General features: G+C 68.5%; 11 protein-coding genes. All 11 read left to right on the top strand.

Features of this window, described 5'->3' with window-relative positions; translation table 11 throughout:
• The 11 genes from IFT87_RS11490 to IFT87_RS11445 all read left to right on the top strand — a co-directional run bounded on the left by IFT87_RS11490 (position 1) and on the right by IFT87_RS11445 (position 15,086).
• Complete coding sequence (locus IFT87_RS11490; RefSeq protein ID WP_192008552.1) at positions 1-672, top strand: zf-HC2 domain-containing protein; 672 nt, start codon at positions 1-3, stop codon at positions 670-672.
• Positions 669-1,913 (top strand): S8 family peptidase, encoded by a 1,245-nt coding sequence (locus IFT87_RS11485; RefSeq protein WP_052380903.1) that lies wholly within the window; start codon positions 669-671, stop codon positions 1,911-1,913. The genes IFT87_RS11490 and IFT87_RS11485 overlap by 4 nt, the downstream gene beginning before the upstream one ends.
• A gap of 67 nt (positions 1,914-1,980) precedes the next feature.
• Complete coding sequence (locus tag IFT87_RS11480) at positions 1,981-2,607, top strand: TorF family putative porin (RefSeq protein WP_249403339.1); 627 nt, start codon at positions 1,981-1,983, stop codon at positions 2,605-2,607.
• Positions 2,608-2,918: 311 nt separating this feature from the next.
• Positions 2,919-4,358, top strand: coding sequence for an efflux transporter outer membrane subunit (locus IFT87_RS11475; protein ID WP_192008548.1), 1,440 nt, complete (start codon positions 2,919-2,921; stop codon positions 4,356-4,358).
• Between the two features lie 7 nt (positions 4,359-4,365).
• Positions 4,366-5,514, top strand: coding sequence for an HlyD family secretion protein (locus IFT87_RS11470; protein WP_192008546.1), 1,149 nt, complete (start codon positions 4,366-4,368; stop codon positions 5,512-5,514).
• Complete coding sequence (locus IFT87_RS11465; protein WP_192008544.1) at positions 5,511-8,117, top strand: cysteine peptidase family C39 domain-containing protein; 2,607 nt, start codon at positions 5,511-5,513, stop codon at positions 8,115-8,117. The genes IFT87_RS11470 and IFT87_RS11465 overlap by 4 nt, the downstream gene beginning before the upstream one ends.
• Positions 8,114-10,225 (top strand): ATP-binding cassette domain-containing protein, encoded by a 2,112-nt coding sequence (locus IFT87_RS11460; RefSeq protein WP_192008540.1) that lies wholly within the window; start codon positions 8,114-8,116, stop codon positions 10,223-10,225. Before IFT87_RS11465 ends, IFT87_RS11460 begins: the two co-directional genes overlap by 4 nt.
• Positions 10,226-10,622: 397 nt before the next feature.
• A complete protein-coding gene (locus tag IFT87_RS11455; RefSeq protein WP_192008539.1) occupies positions 10,623-11,438 on the top strand; it encodes a universal stress protein in 816 nt (271 codons plus the stop codon).
• Entirely contained in the window at positions 11,439-12,452 is a 1,014-nt protein-coding gene (locus tag IFT87_RS20455) for a P-type ATPase (RefSeq protein WP_249403320.1), read from the top strand.
• A gap of 42 nt (positions 12,453-12,494) precedes the next feature.
• Positions 12,495-14,024 carry a cation-translocating P-type ATPase gene (locus tag IFT87_RS20450; protein WP_342211155.1) on the top strand — a complete coding sequence of 510 codons (1,530 nt, stop codon included), beginning with the start codon at positions 12,495-12,497 and terminating at the stop codon, positions 14,022-14,024.
• Positions 14,025-14,843: 819 nt separating this feature from the next.
• Positions 14,844-15,086, top strand: coding sequence for a hypothetical protein (locus IFT87_RS11445; protein ID WP_192008538.1), 243 nt, complete (start codon positions 14,844-14,846; stop codon positions 15,084-15,086).
• Positions 15,087-15,108: the final 22 nt, after the last annotated feature.

Raw genomic sequence — 15,108 nt, 5'->3', positions numbered from 1 at the left:
ATGACCCAGATCCTTCCCTTCCCCACCGACCGGCATGCCGAGGTGCACCTGCTGCTGCCCTGGTACGTCACCGGGCAGCTGGATGCCGTGGAGACCGCGTTCGTCGCCGAGCATCTCGCCGAGTGCGGTGCGTGCCGCGCGGATCTGGTGCAGGAGCGGCATCTGGCGGATGCGGTGGCGCGGGATACGGGTGAAACCGGCGATAGCTGGGCGGCGATGGCGGCGCGGCTCGACGCGACGGGCGGCGTGCCGGTCGCGACGGACGTGCCGCGACGCCGCACGCGCGATCCGCTGCGCGCGGTACGTCGCGCCGTCATGCGCCCCCGGACGCTACGCTGGGTAGTCGCAGCGCAATTCGTCGCCGTGCTGGCGCTCGGCGCGCAGACGTTGACGCAGCGATACGATGGGCGGCCGGGCGCGTATCATGTGCTGGGCAACGCAAGTGCAACACGCAGCGGCAACGTGCTGGCGATGTTTCGGCCCGAGGCGAGCGAGGCGGCGTTCCGTCGGGCGCTCCAGGCAAGCGGCGCGAGACTGGTCGACGGGCCGACCGCGTCCGGCGCCTATGTTCTTGCGGTACCGGGCGGCGCGGGCGGCGCGGCGCTTGCACGGCTGCGGCGCGACGCGGACGTGACGATGGCGGAACCGATCGAACAGGCGCCCGCAAAATGAATCGCGCGCTTCTGCTCCTCGCGCTCGCGATCACGGCCACCCCGTCGATGACGAGCGCGCAGAGCCCGGCAGGCGCGACGGCCGCACCATCGGCGAGCCCCGATGCGATGGCGGATCGCCGCATCCTGGTGATGCTCAGGCTCGCCCCGGAGCACTATCGCCCGGGCACCGACTATGGCGGCGGCTACGGCGATCCGACGAGTGCACAGGCGCGACGCCGACTGGCGGCGCGGATCGCGCGCAAGGAAGGGTTGCGGCTGGAGACCGGCTGGCCGCTGCCGATCCTTGGGATCGACTGCATGGTAATGATCGTCCCCGAAGGCCGATCACTCGAGGGAACCGCCGAGCGGATTTCGCACCTTTCAGGCGTCGCCTGGTCACAGCCGCTCCACCGCTACGCGACGCAGGGCCAAGCGCCGGCCTTTTACAATGATCGCCTGTTCCGTGCGCAGCCCGCGACGCGCGGCTGGCAGCTGGCGGCGCTCCACCGGATGGCGACCGGCAACGGCATCACGGTGGCGATCATCGACAGCGGGATCGATGCCGGCCACCCCGATCTTCGCGGGCAATTGATGATCAATCGCGATTTTGTCGCCGATGCCGCGACCGTGGGGGCAGAAACCCATGGGACCGGCGTCGCAGGGATCATCGGCGCGCGGGCGAACAACGCGGTCGGAATCGCGGGTATTGCGCCTGGTGCGCGCCTCATGGGGCTGCGCGCATGCTGGCAACCCGGCGGCACCGCAGGAACGATCTGCGACACGCTGAGCCTCGCCAAGGCGCTGACCTTCGCGATCGAGCGCAAGGCGCGCGTCGTCAATCTCAGCCTGACAGGGCCGTTCGATCAGCTGCTCGCCCGGCTCGTCCAGGTCGGCATCGCGCGCGGCGTCGCGTTCGTCGCGGCGGTCGATCCGGAGACGGGCTCGGGCTTCCCGGCGGCGCTGCCCGGCGTTGTCGCGGTCGCAGACGATGGAGTGGCGGGAACGCGAACCGGGGTTTACATTGCCCCCGGGCGGGACGTGCCGACCACGGAGCCGGGCGGTCGATGGTATCTGGTCAGTGGAAATTCCTATGCGGCAGCACATGTCAGCGGGCTGATGGCGCTCATGCAGGAATTGCGCCCCGGCAAGACGGGCCAGTCTTTTGTGTCCGCGCGCAGCGGCGGCGGCGTCATTGATGCGTGCGACACGCTCCAACATTTGGCGCGGTCCGGCAGCGCGCGCTGTTCCGTGCCGAATTAGGCGGCGGCGCGCGCGCGGTCTGCACGGTCTTGCAATATGCTCGATCGGCCTCGTCCCCGTGCCTGCGATGGCGCAAACCGGGTTCGAGATTTCCGTCGCATCGGATGACCGCTTTCGCGGACAGACGGTCAGCGGCGATCGACCGATCGGCACCGCGACGCTGGCCTATGACGATGTCCGTGGGCTTTATGCCGGTATTTCGGCGACGGTCGTTGCGACGCGAGACAGCGGCGTCCGGCCGCACCGTTCGGTACAGTATGTCGGTTACGCCAGACGTCTCAGCGGCGCGCTGACCTTCGACATCGCCATCACCAATCGGGTCTATAGCCGGTTCTTTACCGGCGACTATGCACGCCGTTTGACCGAAGCCTATGTCGGACTGATCGGGCGGCGCGTGCAGTCGCATCTCTACCTGACGCCCGATTATGACGGCCGCGGCGGCGAAGCGGCCTATGTGGACGTCAACGCGACGCTGGTCGAGCACGGCCCCTGGTCCCTGGCGGGCCATGGCGGGGTCCTGACGCCACCACGCGATCCCGGCAGGCCGCGATTCATCGAGCTCGACTGGCGACTGGGTGTCGCGCGCCGGTTCGATAGACTCGCCATCACCGTGCAATGGGCAGGCAATGGCCCAAACCATGACAGCGGACGCTGGCAGAGCGGTCTCATCCTTGGTGCGCGACGCAGTTTCTAAAAAAGTTCCAATGGTTTGAACCGTTTTTTGCGCGCGCGACACTAACGCATGTCACCGCCTGCAGCCGTGATGGGATGCGGTCGGAACAACCTTCGAGCGACGCAAGAACGCCCAATTTCGACAGGATCCGACACACCGAAACCCGCCGCGGAGTCTTGCTGCGCGGCATGTCAGGAGAAGAAGCATGAAGATCCAGACCGATCTGCACGCCGGCAAACGCGGCGCCGATGATCCCGCCGGCCACATCCGTCGCGGTCGTGGCAGGGACGATCCCAAGCCGCACGCCTGACCCGCTGCGGTTGCGATCTCAGATGATCGTTTCCAGACGAGATGGCCGGACTTGTTCCGGCCATCTCCGCGTCCGGCACGCAATCCCCCTTCTCGTCGCCAGCGTGCTCGGCATCGCGGCGGGCGCTGACGCAGCGGACGTGCCCGTGACCTATGCCGAGGCACAGCGCATCGCGAGCCCGCTGCCCTGGCGCGCGGACTGGTGGACGATCTTCGGCTCCCCAGAGCTCGACGCGCTCGTCGCGCGGGGCAATATCGATAACGCGGACATCGCGATCATCGCGGCGCGGCTTTCGATCGCACGGGCCGCCGTCCGCACGATATCAGCCGAACGTCTGCCGCGGGTTGCCGCGATCGCCGGCGTCGCCGACCAGTCAGGCAATCTTGCCACCGCCAGCGGCGAAAACGGCCGTCTGTTTGAGCTTGGCCTCCGTGCGGCGTGGGAGCCCGACCTATTTGGCGGCCTTGGCAAGGCCGCGCGCGCGGCGCGGCTGGATGCGCGCGCCGCAGAGGCAAGGTTGGCCGGTGCGCGGCTCGCGGTGCAGGCGGAGATTGCGCAGACCTATTTCACGTTGCGCGCGCTCGATGGCGAGCGCGACGTCCTGGCCAGCGCGATCGACCGGGCGGCGCGGGCGCTGGCGATCGTTGCGGCGCAGGCCGCGCGCGGCAATGCCGCGGCGCGCGATGTCAATCGGCGACAGGTGGAACTTGCCATGCTGCGCGCCGACCTGCTCGCGCGCGACCGCGACCGCGCACTGACCCGGCATGCACTGGCACTGCTGGTCGGTGCCGCAGCAATCCCCGACCGTCGCGCCGCACCGGAACTCCTCACGGTTCCCACGATCCCGGCCGGACTGCCGAGCGAGATGCTGCTGCGACGGCCGGACGTTGCGGCGGTCGCGGATGCGGTGGAGGCGGCGCGGTTGCGGCATCGGGCCGCGAAGACCGCATGGTTTCCGGGCTTTGCGCTCACGGGCAATGGCGGGCAGGCCTCGCCGACGCTCGGCGAGCTCCTGTCCCAGACTGCGCAGACGTTCGGCTTCAACCTGATCCTTTCGCTGCCGATCTTCGACGGTGGCCGTACCGCCGCGCGCGTTCGCAGGGCGGCGGCCGAGGAGGAGCTGGCCCAGGCGCAGCAGCGCGACACTATCCTGCGCGCGTTTCGCGACGTGGAGGACCAGCTCGCCGCCACGCGCCTGCTTGCGGCGGAGGAGGCGGTGGCGCGCGAAGCGGCAGATGCGAGCCTTCGCGGCGAACAGCTGGCTGCCCGACGCCTCGCCCGCGGCTCGATCAGCCTGCTCGAGTCGCTCGACACGGCACGCGCGGATCTTGGCGCGCAAACCCGGCTGGTCCGGCTTCGTCATGCGCGGGCGATCGCCACCGTCGGCCTTGTCCGCGCGCTCGGCGGTGGATGGCGGACGACGTCTTCGCCGCCATCCACCCTCACTCCGGCGGGGCAGTGATCGCGGCATGGCCACGCCATTCGCCCGGACGCATAACGCGCTGGCTCGCGAGACGCCGCGCCTGGCACTATTCGCGCTTGCCGTCGCAGCAGCCCTGCTCGCGATCTGGCTGCGGTGGTTCACGCTGGCGTCGGTGACGCTGTACGAGGTGTCGACCAGTGCGCGGCTCGAGGTCGGCACTGCCCCGCGAGCCGTGTCGCCCGCGCAATCGGGGCGGATGATCGCGACGCGGCTCTCGATCGGCCGCCGCGTGACGGCCGGGGACGTGCTGGTCTCGCTCGATGCCGAACCCCAGCGGCTCCGGCTCGCCGAGGCGGAGCGGCGAATGCGCGACTATCCGCGACGTCTGGCGTCGCTCGACCGTGAGATGGCGCTGCTTGGGGATGCCGACAGCGCGGATCGATCGAGCGCGGCGGCGGCAACGCGTGCGGCGCGCGCGCGCGCGACCGAGGCCGATGCGGCTTCGCGTCTTGCCGCGGATATCGCGCGACGCCACGTCGAGGATAGCGAGGCGGGTGGCGTGTCGCAGGCCGACGCCATCCGCGCCCGCGCCGATGCGCGCCGTGCCGCTGCTGCGCGCGATGCGCTCGCCGAGGACGCACGCCGCATCGAAACCGAAGCACAGTCCCGCAGCGGCCGGAACAGCGCGCACCGCGAGGAGCTCGAACGCATGCGCCTCGCCCTGGCCGACGACCAGGCATCGACCGCGGCGCTGGCCACGCAACTGCGTATCGAGATTGCCGGTCGCGTGGTTCGCGCGCCGGTGTCGGGGATCGTCGCGGATGTCCAGGCGGTCGCGCCAGGCGCGATCGTCGTGGCAGGTCAGCGGCTCGCGACGATCCTCCCGGCCGGCGACCTGATCGTTGTCGCGGCGTTCGATCCGGCCAACGGACTGGGCCGGATCCGTCCGGGTCAGCGCGCCACGCTTCGCCTCGCGGGGTATCCCTGGACCGAATATGGCGTCGTGCCGGCACGGGTCGAGCGTGTCGCCGGCGAGCTGCGCGACGGCCGGATGCGGGTCGAGCTGTCCGCGGCACGCGGCGCCATCCGCGGCGTCGCGCTGGCGCACGGGCTTGCAGGGTCGGTCGAGGTCGCGGTCGAGCATGTCTCGCCCGCGCGGTTGCTGATGCGGACCGCCGCCGGGGCGCTGCGATGAGCGGTCCGCGGCGATGGCTCGCCCCGGAAGTCGTCCAGACATCGAGCATGGATTGCGGCCCGGCGGCACTCAAGTGCCTGCTCGAGGGGCATGGTATCCCGGTCAGCTACGGGCGGCTGCGCGAGGCGTGCCAGACCAGCGTCGACGGCACGTCGATCGACACTATCGAAGCCGTCGCCAACCATCTCGGCCTGGCGGCGGAGCAGGTGCTGGTTCCCGCCGACCATGTGATGCTCGCCAGCACAACACTGCCCGCGATCGTCGTGGTTCGCCATGCTGATGAGGCGACGCATTTCGTCGTGCTGTGGCGGCGCGTTCGCGGCTGGGTGCAGGTCATGGACCCGGCAATCGGGCGGCGCTGGCTGCGCGAGGCGACGTTCCGCGCCGCGATCTACCGGCATGGCACGCGCGTCCCCGCGGCGGCCTGGCACGGATGGGCACGCTCGGCGGAGGCAGCGACGGCGTGGCGCGAACGCCTTGTCGCGATCGGCGTCGCGGGCGGACCGGCGGATCGGCTGCTCGCTACCGTCACTGCTGCGGACTGGCAGCACGCCGCCGCGCTCGATGCAGCGATACGGCTGGTGACGGCGCTGGTCGACGCGTGCGCGCTGCCGCCCGGATCGGATGCCGCACGACTGATCGGGGCGCTCGCCGATCGCGCTGCGGCCGATCCGTTCACGGCGATCCCCGAAACCTATTGGAGCGCGGTCCCCGCCGGGGACGACGCGGTGGTGCGCGGGGCGGTGCTGGTGACCATCGCCGGCAGGCATACCGCCGCCGCGCCCGCCGCCGATCTTCCGCCCGAACTCGCCGCCGCGCTCGCCGAGCCGCCCGCCACGCCGCTCCGGACCCTGGTTGCGATGCTGCGGGCCGACGGCCTGGTCGCGCCGGTAGCACTGATGTTCGCCACGGCGCTCGCGGCGGGCGCGCTGATGCTCGAGGCGCTGCTGTTCCGCGGCCTGATCGACGTCGCGCAGCGGCTGCCGATGGGGCTGTACCGGCTGACCGCGGGAGTCGCGCTGCTCGTGTTCATCGCGGTGCTGCTCACGATCGAACTGGCGACGGGATCGGCGGCGCTGCGGATGGGACGGGCGCTGGAAGTGCGGCTGCGGATAGCGCTGCTCGCAAAGCTGCCGCGGCTGGCCGATCGCTATTTCCAAAGCCGACCGATCAGCGACATGGCGGACCGGAGCCACAATATCCACGGGATCCGCAGTGTTCCTGGCATCGGTCTGCGCTTCGTCGAGACCGTGTTCGAACTCGCCCTGACCGCGCTCGCGATTGCGCTGATCGCCCCGGACAGCGGCCTTGCCGCAGCTGGCGTCGCGCTGCTGACGATCGCGATGCCGCTCGTGATCCAGCCGGTGCTCAACGAACGCGACCTGCGCGTCCGCAATCACGCAGGCGCGCTCCATGGCTTCTATCTCGACGCGATCCTCGGCCTCGCGCCGATCCGCGCGCACGGCGCGCAGCGCGCGGTGGCGCGCCAGCACGAGGGACTGCTGGTCGAATGGGCGCATGCGATGCGCAGGCTCGCGCGCACCGCAGTAACGGCGGACGGCGCACAGGCTTTGATCGGCACCATGGCGGCGGCGGCGCTGGTCGCGAGCCATCTGTCGCGCGGGCGCGGTGTCGGCGGTGCGGACCTGTTGCTGGTGTTCTGGGCGCTGAAGCTTCCGGGCCTGGGATCGCGGCTTGCCGGGCTCGCGCAAAGCTACCCGGGCCAGCGCAACGTCCTGCTCCGCCTTGTCGAGCCGCTCGATGCCCGGGAAGAGCCGATCGCCGGCCCAGCACCGACCGCCGAAGGTCCCGCCGCGATCGCGTTCGACGCGGTCGATGTCGTCGCGGGCGGGCATCCGATCCTGACCAAGCTCAGCGTCCGCATCGCGCCAGGCGAGCATGTCGCGATCGTCGGCACGTCGGGGGCGGGCAAGTCGACGCTGCTGGGCGTCCTGCTCGGCTGGCATCTGCCCGCGGCAGGAACGGTCACCGTCGATGGGGCACCGCTCTGCGCGGTGGCGTTGCGCGCGACGACGGCCTGGGTCGATCCGGCGATCCAGCTGTGGAACCGCTCGCTGCTCGACAACCTGCTCTACGCCGCGACCGACGACGCGATCGGTCAGGTCGGGCCCGTGATGGCGGCGGCGCGGCTGCGCGGGATCGCGCGCGCGCTGCCCGAAGGACTGCAGACGATGCTCGGCGAAGGCGGCGGACTGTTGTCGGGCGGCGAGGGACAGCGCGTCCGGTTCGGGCGGGCGCTGATGGTCGACGATCCCAGGCTGGTGCTGCTCGACGAGCCATTTCGCGGGCTCGATCGTGGTCAGCGCGAGACGCTGCTCGCCGAAGCACGCGTGTGGTGGGCCGAGACGACGCTGCTGTGCGTCACCCATGATCTCGCGGAAACGCGGGCGTTCGATCGAGTCCTCGTGATCGAGGACGGGCGGCTGATCGAGGACGGTGCACCGGCGGTGCTCGCCGCGGCCCCGTCGCGCTACCGCGATCTGCTCGACGCGGAAGCAGCGGTGCAGGATGCGCTGCGTGAGGGCACGGCGTGGCGGCAACTGACGATGGTCAATGGCCTGGTCGTGGAACGCGCATCATGACCGATCTCACCCCCAATTGGTGGCCGCTTGCCCGGCTCGGCGAGGCGATCGAGGCGCTGGCGCTGGATGCCGGACTGATCCGCGACCCGGCGACCGATCCGCTGGTCGTTCCCGCCGCCTTCGCGCTTGAGGACGTGCCAAGGTGGACAGAATGGGCGGCGGCGCGGCTGGGAGTGGAGGTGGTCGACGTCGAGACATCGGCCTCCGCGATCGACGCTGTGCTGGCAAGCGGCGGGCCCGCGATCCTGCTGGATGACACGGCGGAAGGCCTGGGTTTCTTCGCGCTCGCCGGCCGGCGACGCGGCGGCGTGCTGCTGCTCGATCGGCAGGCGCACCGTCGCCGCGTACCGATCGCTGCGCTGCGCGATCGCCTCGTCGAGCCGGTCGCGGCAGAACACCGCGCGGCGGTCGATGAGCTGCTCGATCGCGCGATGATCCAGCCACGCCGTCGTCCGCGCGCCGCGGCCGCGCTGCTCCACGAACGGCTGCAGGCCGAACGGATCGGCGGGATCAGCCTGCTCCGTGCACCGGCCTCGGCATCGGTCTGGCGGCAGATGCGGCTGGACGGCGGCCTGCGCACGCTCGCGCTGATCGTTGCGGCGTTCGTCGCACTCTACGTGCTGGAGATCGCAGGGTGGCGGGTGATCGGTGAAGGCGTTCTGGCGGGCAAGCTTGATTCCGGCTGGCTGCTCGGCTGGATGGTGATCCTGCTCACCGCCGTGGTTGCGCAGACCGCGAGCGCGTGGTGCGAGGCGAGCCTCGCGGTCGACCTCGGACGAATCATGAAGGCGCGGCTGCTCGCCGGCGCGCTCGCGTTGCGACCCGACGCGATCAAGCGCAGCGGTGTCGGCCAGATGATCGGTCGCGTGATCGAGGCGCAGGCGCTCGAAGCGCTCACCTTCAACGGCGGTATCGGGGTGCTGCTCGCGGGGATCGAACTCGTCTTCACCGCATGGGTCCTCGCCCATGGCGCAGCGCCGGCCGCGCATCTGACCCTGCTGGTCGGCTGGCTCGCGCTGACCGGGTTGCTTGGCTGGCGATATTTCGTGCGGATGCGACGGTGGTCGGGGGAGCGTCTGGACATGACCAACGCGCTTATCGAGGCGATGGTCGGACATCGGACCCGGTTGGCCCAGGACCGCGCTGCGCGCCGGGACGCGCAGGACGACGCGGTGGTGCAGCGCTATCTCACGACATCGGCGGCGATGGATCGCGCGAGCATTGTCGGCGTGACTGCGCTGCCATCGATCTGGCTGTTCGCGGGCATCGCCGCCCTCGTCCCGGCCTTTGCGGGACAGCCGGTGCCGTCGCCCGTGACGCTGGCGATAAGTCTGGGCGGGCTGCTTCTCGGCCAGCGCGCTTTTGGCGGGATCGCCGGCGGTTCGGCTGGACTTGCACGCGCCGCGATCGCCTGGTCGCGGGTGCGCGATCTCTTTGCCGCGTCGCGCGGCGGGGCGGTCACGGTGAACCGGCGAACCGACGGGATTGCGGACGAGGACCGGCCGTTGATCGAGGCCGAGGGGCTTATGTTTCGCTATCCCGGTGCCGATCGCCGGATCGTCGATCGCGCGAACCTGACGATCAGGCACGGTGAGAAAATCCTGCTCGACGGCGCGTCGGGCGGCGGAAAGTCCACACTGGCTGCATTGCTGACCGGACTGGAGACGCCGACATCGGGGTTGCTGCTACTCGACGGCCTCGACAAGGCGACGCGGGGCGACGCCTGGCACCGTCTGGCCGCCGCCGCGCCGCAGTTTCACGACAACCATATCCTGTCGGGATCGCTCGCCTTCAACCTGCTGATGGCGCGCAGCTGGCCGCCCACCTCCGCCGATCTCGCCGATGCGACGGAGCTCTGCGAGGAGCTTGGTCTGGGGGATCTGCTGTCGCGGATGCCGGGCGGGATCGAGCAACAGGTGGGCGAGACCGGCTGGCAGTTGTCGCATGGCGAGCGGAGCCGCATCTTCCTCGCGCGTGCGTTGCTGCAGCGCGCATCGCTCACGATTCTCGACGAGAGCTTCGCGTCGCTGGATCCACAGCGTCTTGGTCAATGCCTGGCCGCGGCGATCAGCCGGTCGCAGGCCCTGGTCGTCATCACGCATCGATGAACGCGCATATTCGATTATGCCAGCGTCGCGCTCAGCGCGTCGATTGGAGCCTCAGGGTATCGGCAGACCTCGGACAGAATTATGCAGAAGCCAGACTTTTACAAGCCGCTTGGGAGTAACCCGTCTGTGGTTCTAGGCACCTGGTGCCTTAGATGCCTTTCGAAGATTGGTATCCAGGTCGTTGGTGCGGATATCGGTCAATGCTCGCTTACTCCGTCCGGTAGACTGGCCAACACGCGCCGACTGCTCTTTTCCGACGAAAGCGGCCCCTGCGCCAAAGCGCGGGAGGCCTGACTGGGAGAGAAGATCGCAAAGCGTCGCGGCTTGCCTCTGCGTAAACTACGTAAATCTAGCCCATGATCCTTGACCTAAACTGGCCCGATACAACGAGGTGGCCATGATCAAGACAATTCTCGCAATCGTGGAGGGCCCCGTCCGCGGTGGCAGCTTTATCGACGCGGTCCTTGGCTTAGCCGACCACCGGCAGGCGCATATGATCTTCGATGTCCTGACCGCGGCACCCATGCTGTCGCCTCATCTTGCCCCGTTCGGAACGGTGTACACATTGTCCAGCGAATTTCGGCAACTGGTCCGCGACCATGCCAACAGCCTGCGCGCGCTCCTGCCGCCCGACAGCCAAGCAGAGATCGTGTCGCAATGCGACGATGTCGGGTGGATCCCGGGCGACGTCCGCGCCAGCGCGCCTCTCGCGGATCTCGTCATGATCGGTCCGCATGAGACCTGGTCGATCGATTGGCTCCGCCGCCGGACAATCGAGACCGTATTGATGGCCTCGGGCACGCCCTTGTTGCTGCTGCCGCCGGGCCGCTCGATCCGCAGCGTCGGTCACGCCGTGCTCGGCTGGAAGCCCGGGCCGACTGCGATGCGCGCCTTGCAGAATCTCGTCCGGCTCGCCGCGCCCGGTGCGCGGATCGATGTCGTTGCGATTAAACACGGTCTGGCCGATCAACCGGAAACCGCGCTCGAACCGGTCGTCGCGCTGTTGCACCGCCACGGTTTCGGCGTTGAGGGGCATGCGCTCGAACGGAGCGGGAAAGCGCAGGACCGGCTGACCAGCTTCGCGCTCGATCGCGGTGCCGACCTTCTGGTGGTGGGCGGCTTTGCGCATTCACGGATGCGCGAGATCGTGCTCGGTGGCGTCACGCGCAGTCTGATCGACGATCCGCGTTTGCCCGTTCTCATGGCGCACTGAATGTCCGGCACGGCCACGCTGTCCGTCGACGCCGATCGCAGCGGACTGTCCAGCGCGGTCGCCGCCGATCGGCTTTTACGCGACGGTCCCAATGAATTGCCGCGCGCCGACCGGCATTCGGTGTTGCGGCTCGCGCTGGACGTGCTGCGCGAGCCGATGCTCGCGCTACTGCTCGCCGGCGGTGTCGCCTATATGCTGCTCGGCGATCTTACCGAAGCGCTGATCCTGCTCGCCTTCGCGACGTTTTCGATCGTTGTGACGGTGGTCCAGGAAAGCCGCACCGAGCATGTGCTCGATGCGCTACGCGATCTCTCCGCACCGCGTGCGCAGGTCGTCCGCGATGGTGCGCGGCAGCACATCGCCGCGCGCGAGGTGGTGTGTGGCGATATCCTCGTGCTCGAACAGGGGGACCGGATCGCCGCCGATGCGCTGCTGTTCGACGCCGACGATCTCCAGACCGACGAGTCGCTCCTCACCGGCGAGTCGCTGCCCGTGGGCAAGCTCCCGGCCGCGGATGCCGCAATCGCGGCGCCCCGCCGCCCCGGTGGCGAAGGCCAACCCTTCGTCTATTCGGGCTCGCTCGTCACGCGCGGCAATGGGCTTGCACGCGTTCTCGCGATCGGGCCACGCACCGAGGTGGGACGGATCGGCCAGTCGCTGGCGAGGCTGGAGACCGAGGCACCGCGTTTGCGCCGCGAGACGACCCGGATCGTGACCTGGTGCGGGATCGGCGGCGGCGCGGTCGCGCTACTGGTCGTTTTGTTGTTCGGGCTGCTGCGCGGCGGCTGGATCGAGGCGCTGCTGGCCGGGATCGCGATCGGCATGGCGATGTTGCCGGAGGAGTTTCCCGTCGTCCTGACGGTGTTTCTGGCGATGGGAGCGTGGCGGATCGGCAAGGTCGGCGTGTTCACCCGCCGCGCGGCCGCGATCGAGACGCTGGGATCGGCCACGATCCTGTGCACCGACAAGACGGGCACGCTGACTGAAAACCGCATGTCGGTCGGCGAGCTTTGATTGCCCTCTTCCGCGACGCTCGTGCTCGCGGGGAATAGGCCGGTGACGCCTGGCTATCACGCGCTGCTCGCCACCGCCGCGCGCGCCAGTGCGATTGCTCCGAGCGACCCGATGGAAATCGCGCTGCACGACGCGTGGTCCGCGGTCGTGGCGCGGTCGCCATCCACCGGGACGCTCGTCCACACCTATGCGCTGCGTCCCGAATTGCTGGCGATGTCGAACGTGTGGGACGACGGCGACGCGCTGCGCATCGCGGCCAAGGGCGCGCCCGAGGCGATCGCCAGCCTGTGCGCGCTTGCCCCGGATCAACATGCAGCGATGACCGCCGCGGTCGACGCCATGGCGGTGCGCGGCATTCGCGTCCTCGCCGTCGCGAGCGCGGCACCGCCGGATCGCGACTGGGCGCAAACGCAGCACGGCTATCGCTATCAACTGGTCGGGCTGGTCGGACTGGCCGATCCGATCCGCGCCAGTGTTCCGGGTGCAGTCGCCGAGTGTCGTCGCGCAGGAATTCGTGTCGTGATGATCACCGGCGATTATGCCGCGACCGCGCGCTCGATCGCACGGCAGGCGGGGATCGCCGAGGGCGAGGTCCTGACCGGCGCGGACCTCACGACGCTCGACGATGCCCATCTCGCGGCACAGCTGCCATCTGTGACGGTGTTCGCGCGGATAATGCCCGAGCAGAAGCTGCGTGTCGTTGACGCGTTCAGGGCCGCGGGCGAGATCGTCGCGATGACGGGTGACGGCGTCAACGACGCGCCCTCTCTCAAGGCCGCGCATATCGGTGTGGCGATGGGCAAGCGCGGGACGGACGTCGCGCGCGAAGCCGCCGCGATCATACTGATCGATGACGACTTCGGCGCGATCGTCCAATCGGTGCGGCTGGGCCGACGGATCTACGACAATATCCGCAAGGCGATGGCGTTCATCTTTGCGGTGCACGTGCCGATCGCCGGGCTCGCGCTGCTGCCGCTGTTCTTCGGCATGCCGATCCTGTTCGGGCCGATCCATATCGCCCTGCTCGAAATGATGATCGATCCGGTCTGCACCCTCGTGTTCGAAGCCGAGCGGGACGAGGAAGACGTCATGCGCCGCCCGCCACGCGCGCCGTCCGAGGTGCTGTTCTCCATGCCGATGATTGTCTGGAGCGTGTTCCAGGGCGGGCTTGCCTTCGCCATGCTGGCGGCAGTGTTTCTAGTCGAGCAAGCGGCCGGGATGCCGGAGCGCGAGCTTCGCGCATTAATTTTCTTTGCGCTGATCGCCGAAATCCTCGCGCTGATCCTGGTCAACCGGTCGTTCAGCGCGTCGATGCGCGATGCGCTGGTCCGCCACAATGCAGCACTCCGCTATGTCGTCGCAGCGATTGCCTGCGTGACAGGTCTGATCCTGTTTCTGCCCCGTGCGCAGATGCTGCTGAAGTTCGGCTTGATCGCCTGGAGCGATATGACGCTGGCGCTCGGCATGGGCATCGGGCTGCTCGCCATACTCGAAGCGTGCAAGCCGCTGATCCGCAAGGCGACGCCGCGCAGGCGGAGCGATCCAGCCAGTCGAGCCCTTGTCGTGCAATGATCGACGCTTTTTCAGGCACAACCCCTCGCCGGCCTGCCCGTTTACCTTTGCTCTGTTGGGCAGACGAACCATCGGGGTTTTTTGGTCGATCGCTTTGCTTAGTGGCGCGCCTCTAAGCTGCAATCGCTAGGAGTTTCTGGAGTCGACCATGCTTGGCTGCTTGGGCCGGCGGTCAAACGCCGTGTACGCAGTTGTGACCACGGGGCGTTTGGATGCGATCAGATCTAGCGATGGGAGGCAGGATTGTCGGCTGACGGCAGCAGATCATTCGCGTCTGCGCTTCGCGAAAACGCCGGATGTCGTCGTTTCCTTCCCAGTCACCATACTCATGAGGACGTGGTGATCAGGGAGATGAGCGATTGTGCAAGGTCGGGTAGCGGGGGAGGATGCGCGAATGTCCAGGTTTGGGTCGTTCTCGCCGGTGCATATTCTGACACCACAGCTACGCGAAGAACGCGGCGACGTCGGTGGCACCGAAGACCGTTGGTTAACGGATTGCGACGTGTTCGATCGGGGGAACAGAGGAAGATCAAGCGGCATGGATCGTAATTCTGTGGGGAGGTTGGAGACGTGTTGACGGCGGTTCCCGGTCGGGGAGGATACCGTCCTAGCCGCCCTCTCCGCTCCAAGATCTCGCGCTGGAGCCTGCACGCCTGCCGGTACGCGAACTCGCGCGCTTGCATAATGCGGAACGCAAGGCAGTCGCGACCAGCACGCGGCCGCGACCGTGAAGGCGCTGGTGGCAGCGGTGGCGGCAAGCGGTATCGACATCGTCTATGCCGACACCTTTATCGCGAGAGGGTCTAACAGCTTACCGCAGTGTTCCCGGACGATTCGCTGAAGGCACAGGCGTTCGAGCGCATCCGTTCGCTGATCGACACCGTGGTGTTGAAACCGGAAAACGGCGTACTTACGATCCATCTTCGCGGCGAGTTTGCGTCAATGCTAGAGCTAAGCGCTGGAGCGGAAACGCAAAAAGCCTCCGCGGGGGTTTCCGGGGAGGCTTTGCAAATTAAGATGGTTGCGGGGACAGGATTTGAACCTGTGACCTTCAGGTTATGAGCCTGACGAGCTACCGGGCTGC

The organism is Sphingomonas sp. CFBP 8765, from assembly GCF_014841445.1.
Lineage (GTDB): Bacteria > Pseudomonadota > Alphaproteobacteria > Sphingomonadales > Sphingomonadaceae > Sphingomonas > Sphingomonas aerolata.
This window is presented reverse-complemented; position numbering and strand designations above follow the sequence as displayed.

Coding starts and splice junctions, on each gene's coding strand:
- IFT87_RS11490 (WP_192008552.1), top strand. CDS start 1: ATGACCCAGATCCTTCCCTTCCCCACCGACCGGCATGCCGAGGTGCAC.
- IFT87_RS11485 (WP_052380903.1), top strand. CDS start 669: ATGAATCGCGCGCTTCTGCTCCTCGCGCTCGCGATCACGGCCACCCCG.
- IFT87_RS11480 (WP_249403339.1), top strand. CDS start 1,981: ATGGCGCAAACCGGGTTCGAGATTTCCGTCGCATCGGATGACCGCTTT.
- IFT87_RS11475 (WP_192008548.1), top strand. CDS start 2,919: ATGATCGTTTCCAGACGAGATGGCCGGACTTGTTCCGGCCATCTCCGC.
- IFT87_RS11470 (WP_192008546.1), top strand. CDS start 4,366: ATGGCCACGCCATTCGCCCGGACGCATAACGCGCTGGCTCGCGAGACG.
- IFT87_RS11465 (WP_192008544.1), top strand. CDS start 5,511: ATGAGCGGTCCGCGGCGATGGCTCGCCCCGGAAGTCGTCCAGACATCG.
- IFT87_RS11460 (WP_192008540.1), top strand. CDS start 8,114: ATGACCGATCTCACCCCCAATTGGTGGCCGCTTGCCCGGCTCGGCGAG.
- IFT87_RS11455 (WP_192008539.1), top strand. CDS start 10,623: ATGATCAAGACAATTCTCGCAATCGTGGAGGGCCCCGTCCGCGGTGGC.
- IFT87_RS20455 (WP_249403320.1), top strand. CDS start 11,439: ATGTCCGGCACGGCCACGCTGTCCGTCGACGCCGATCGCAGCGGACTG.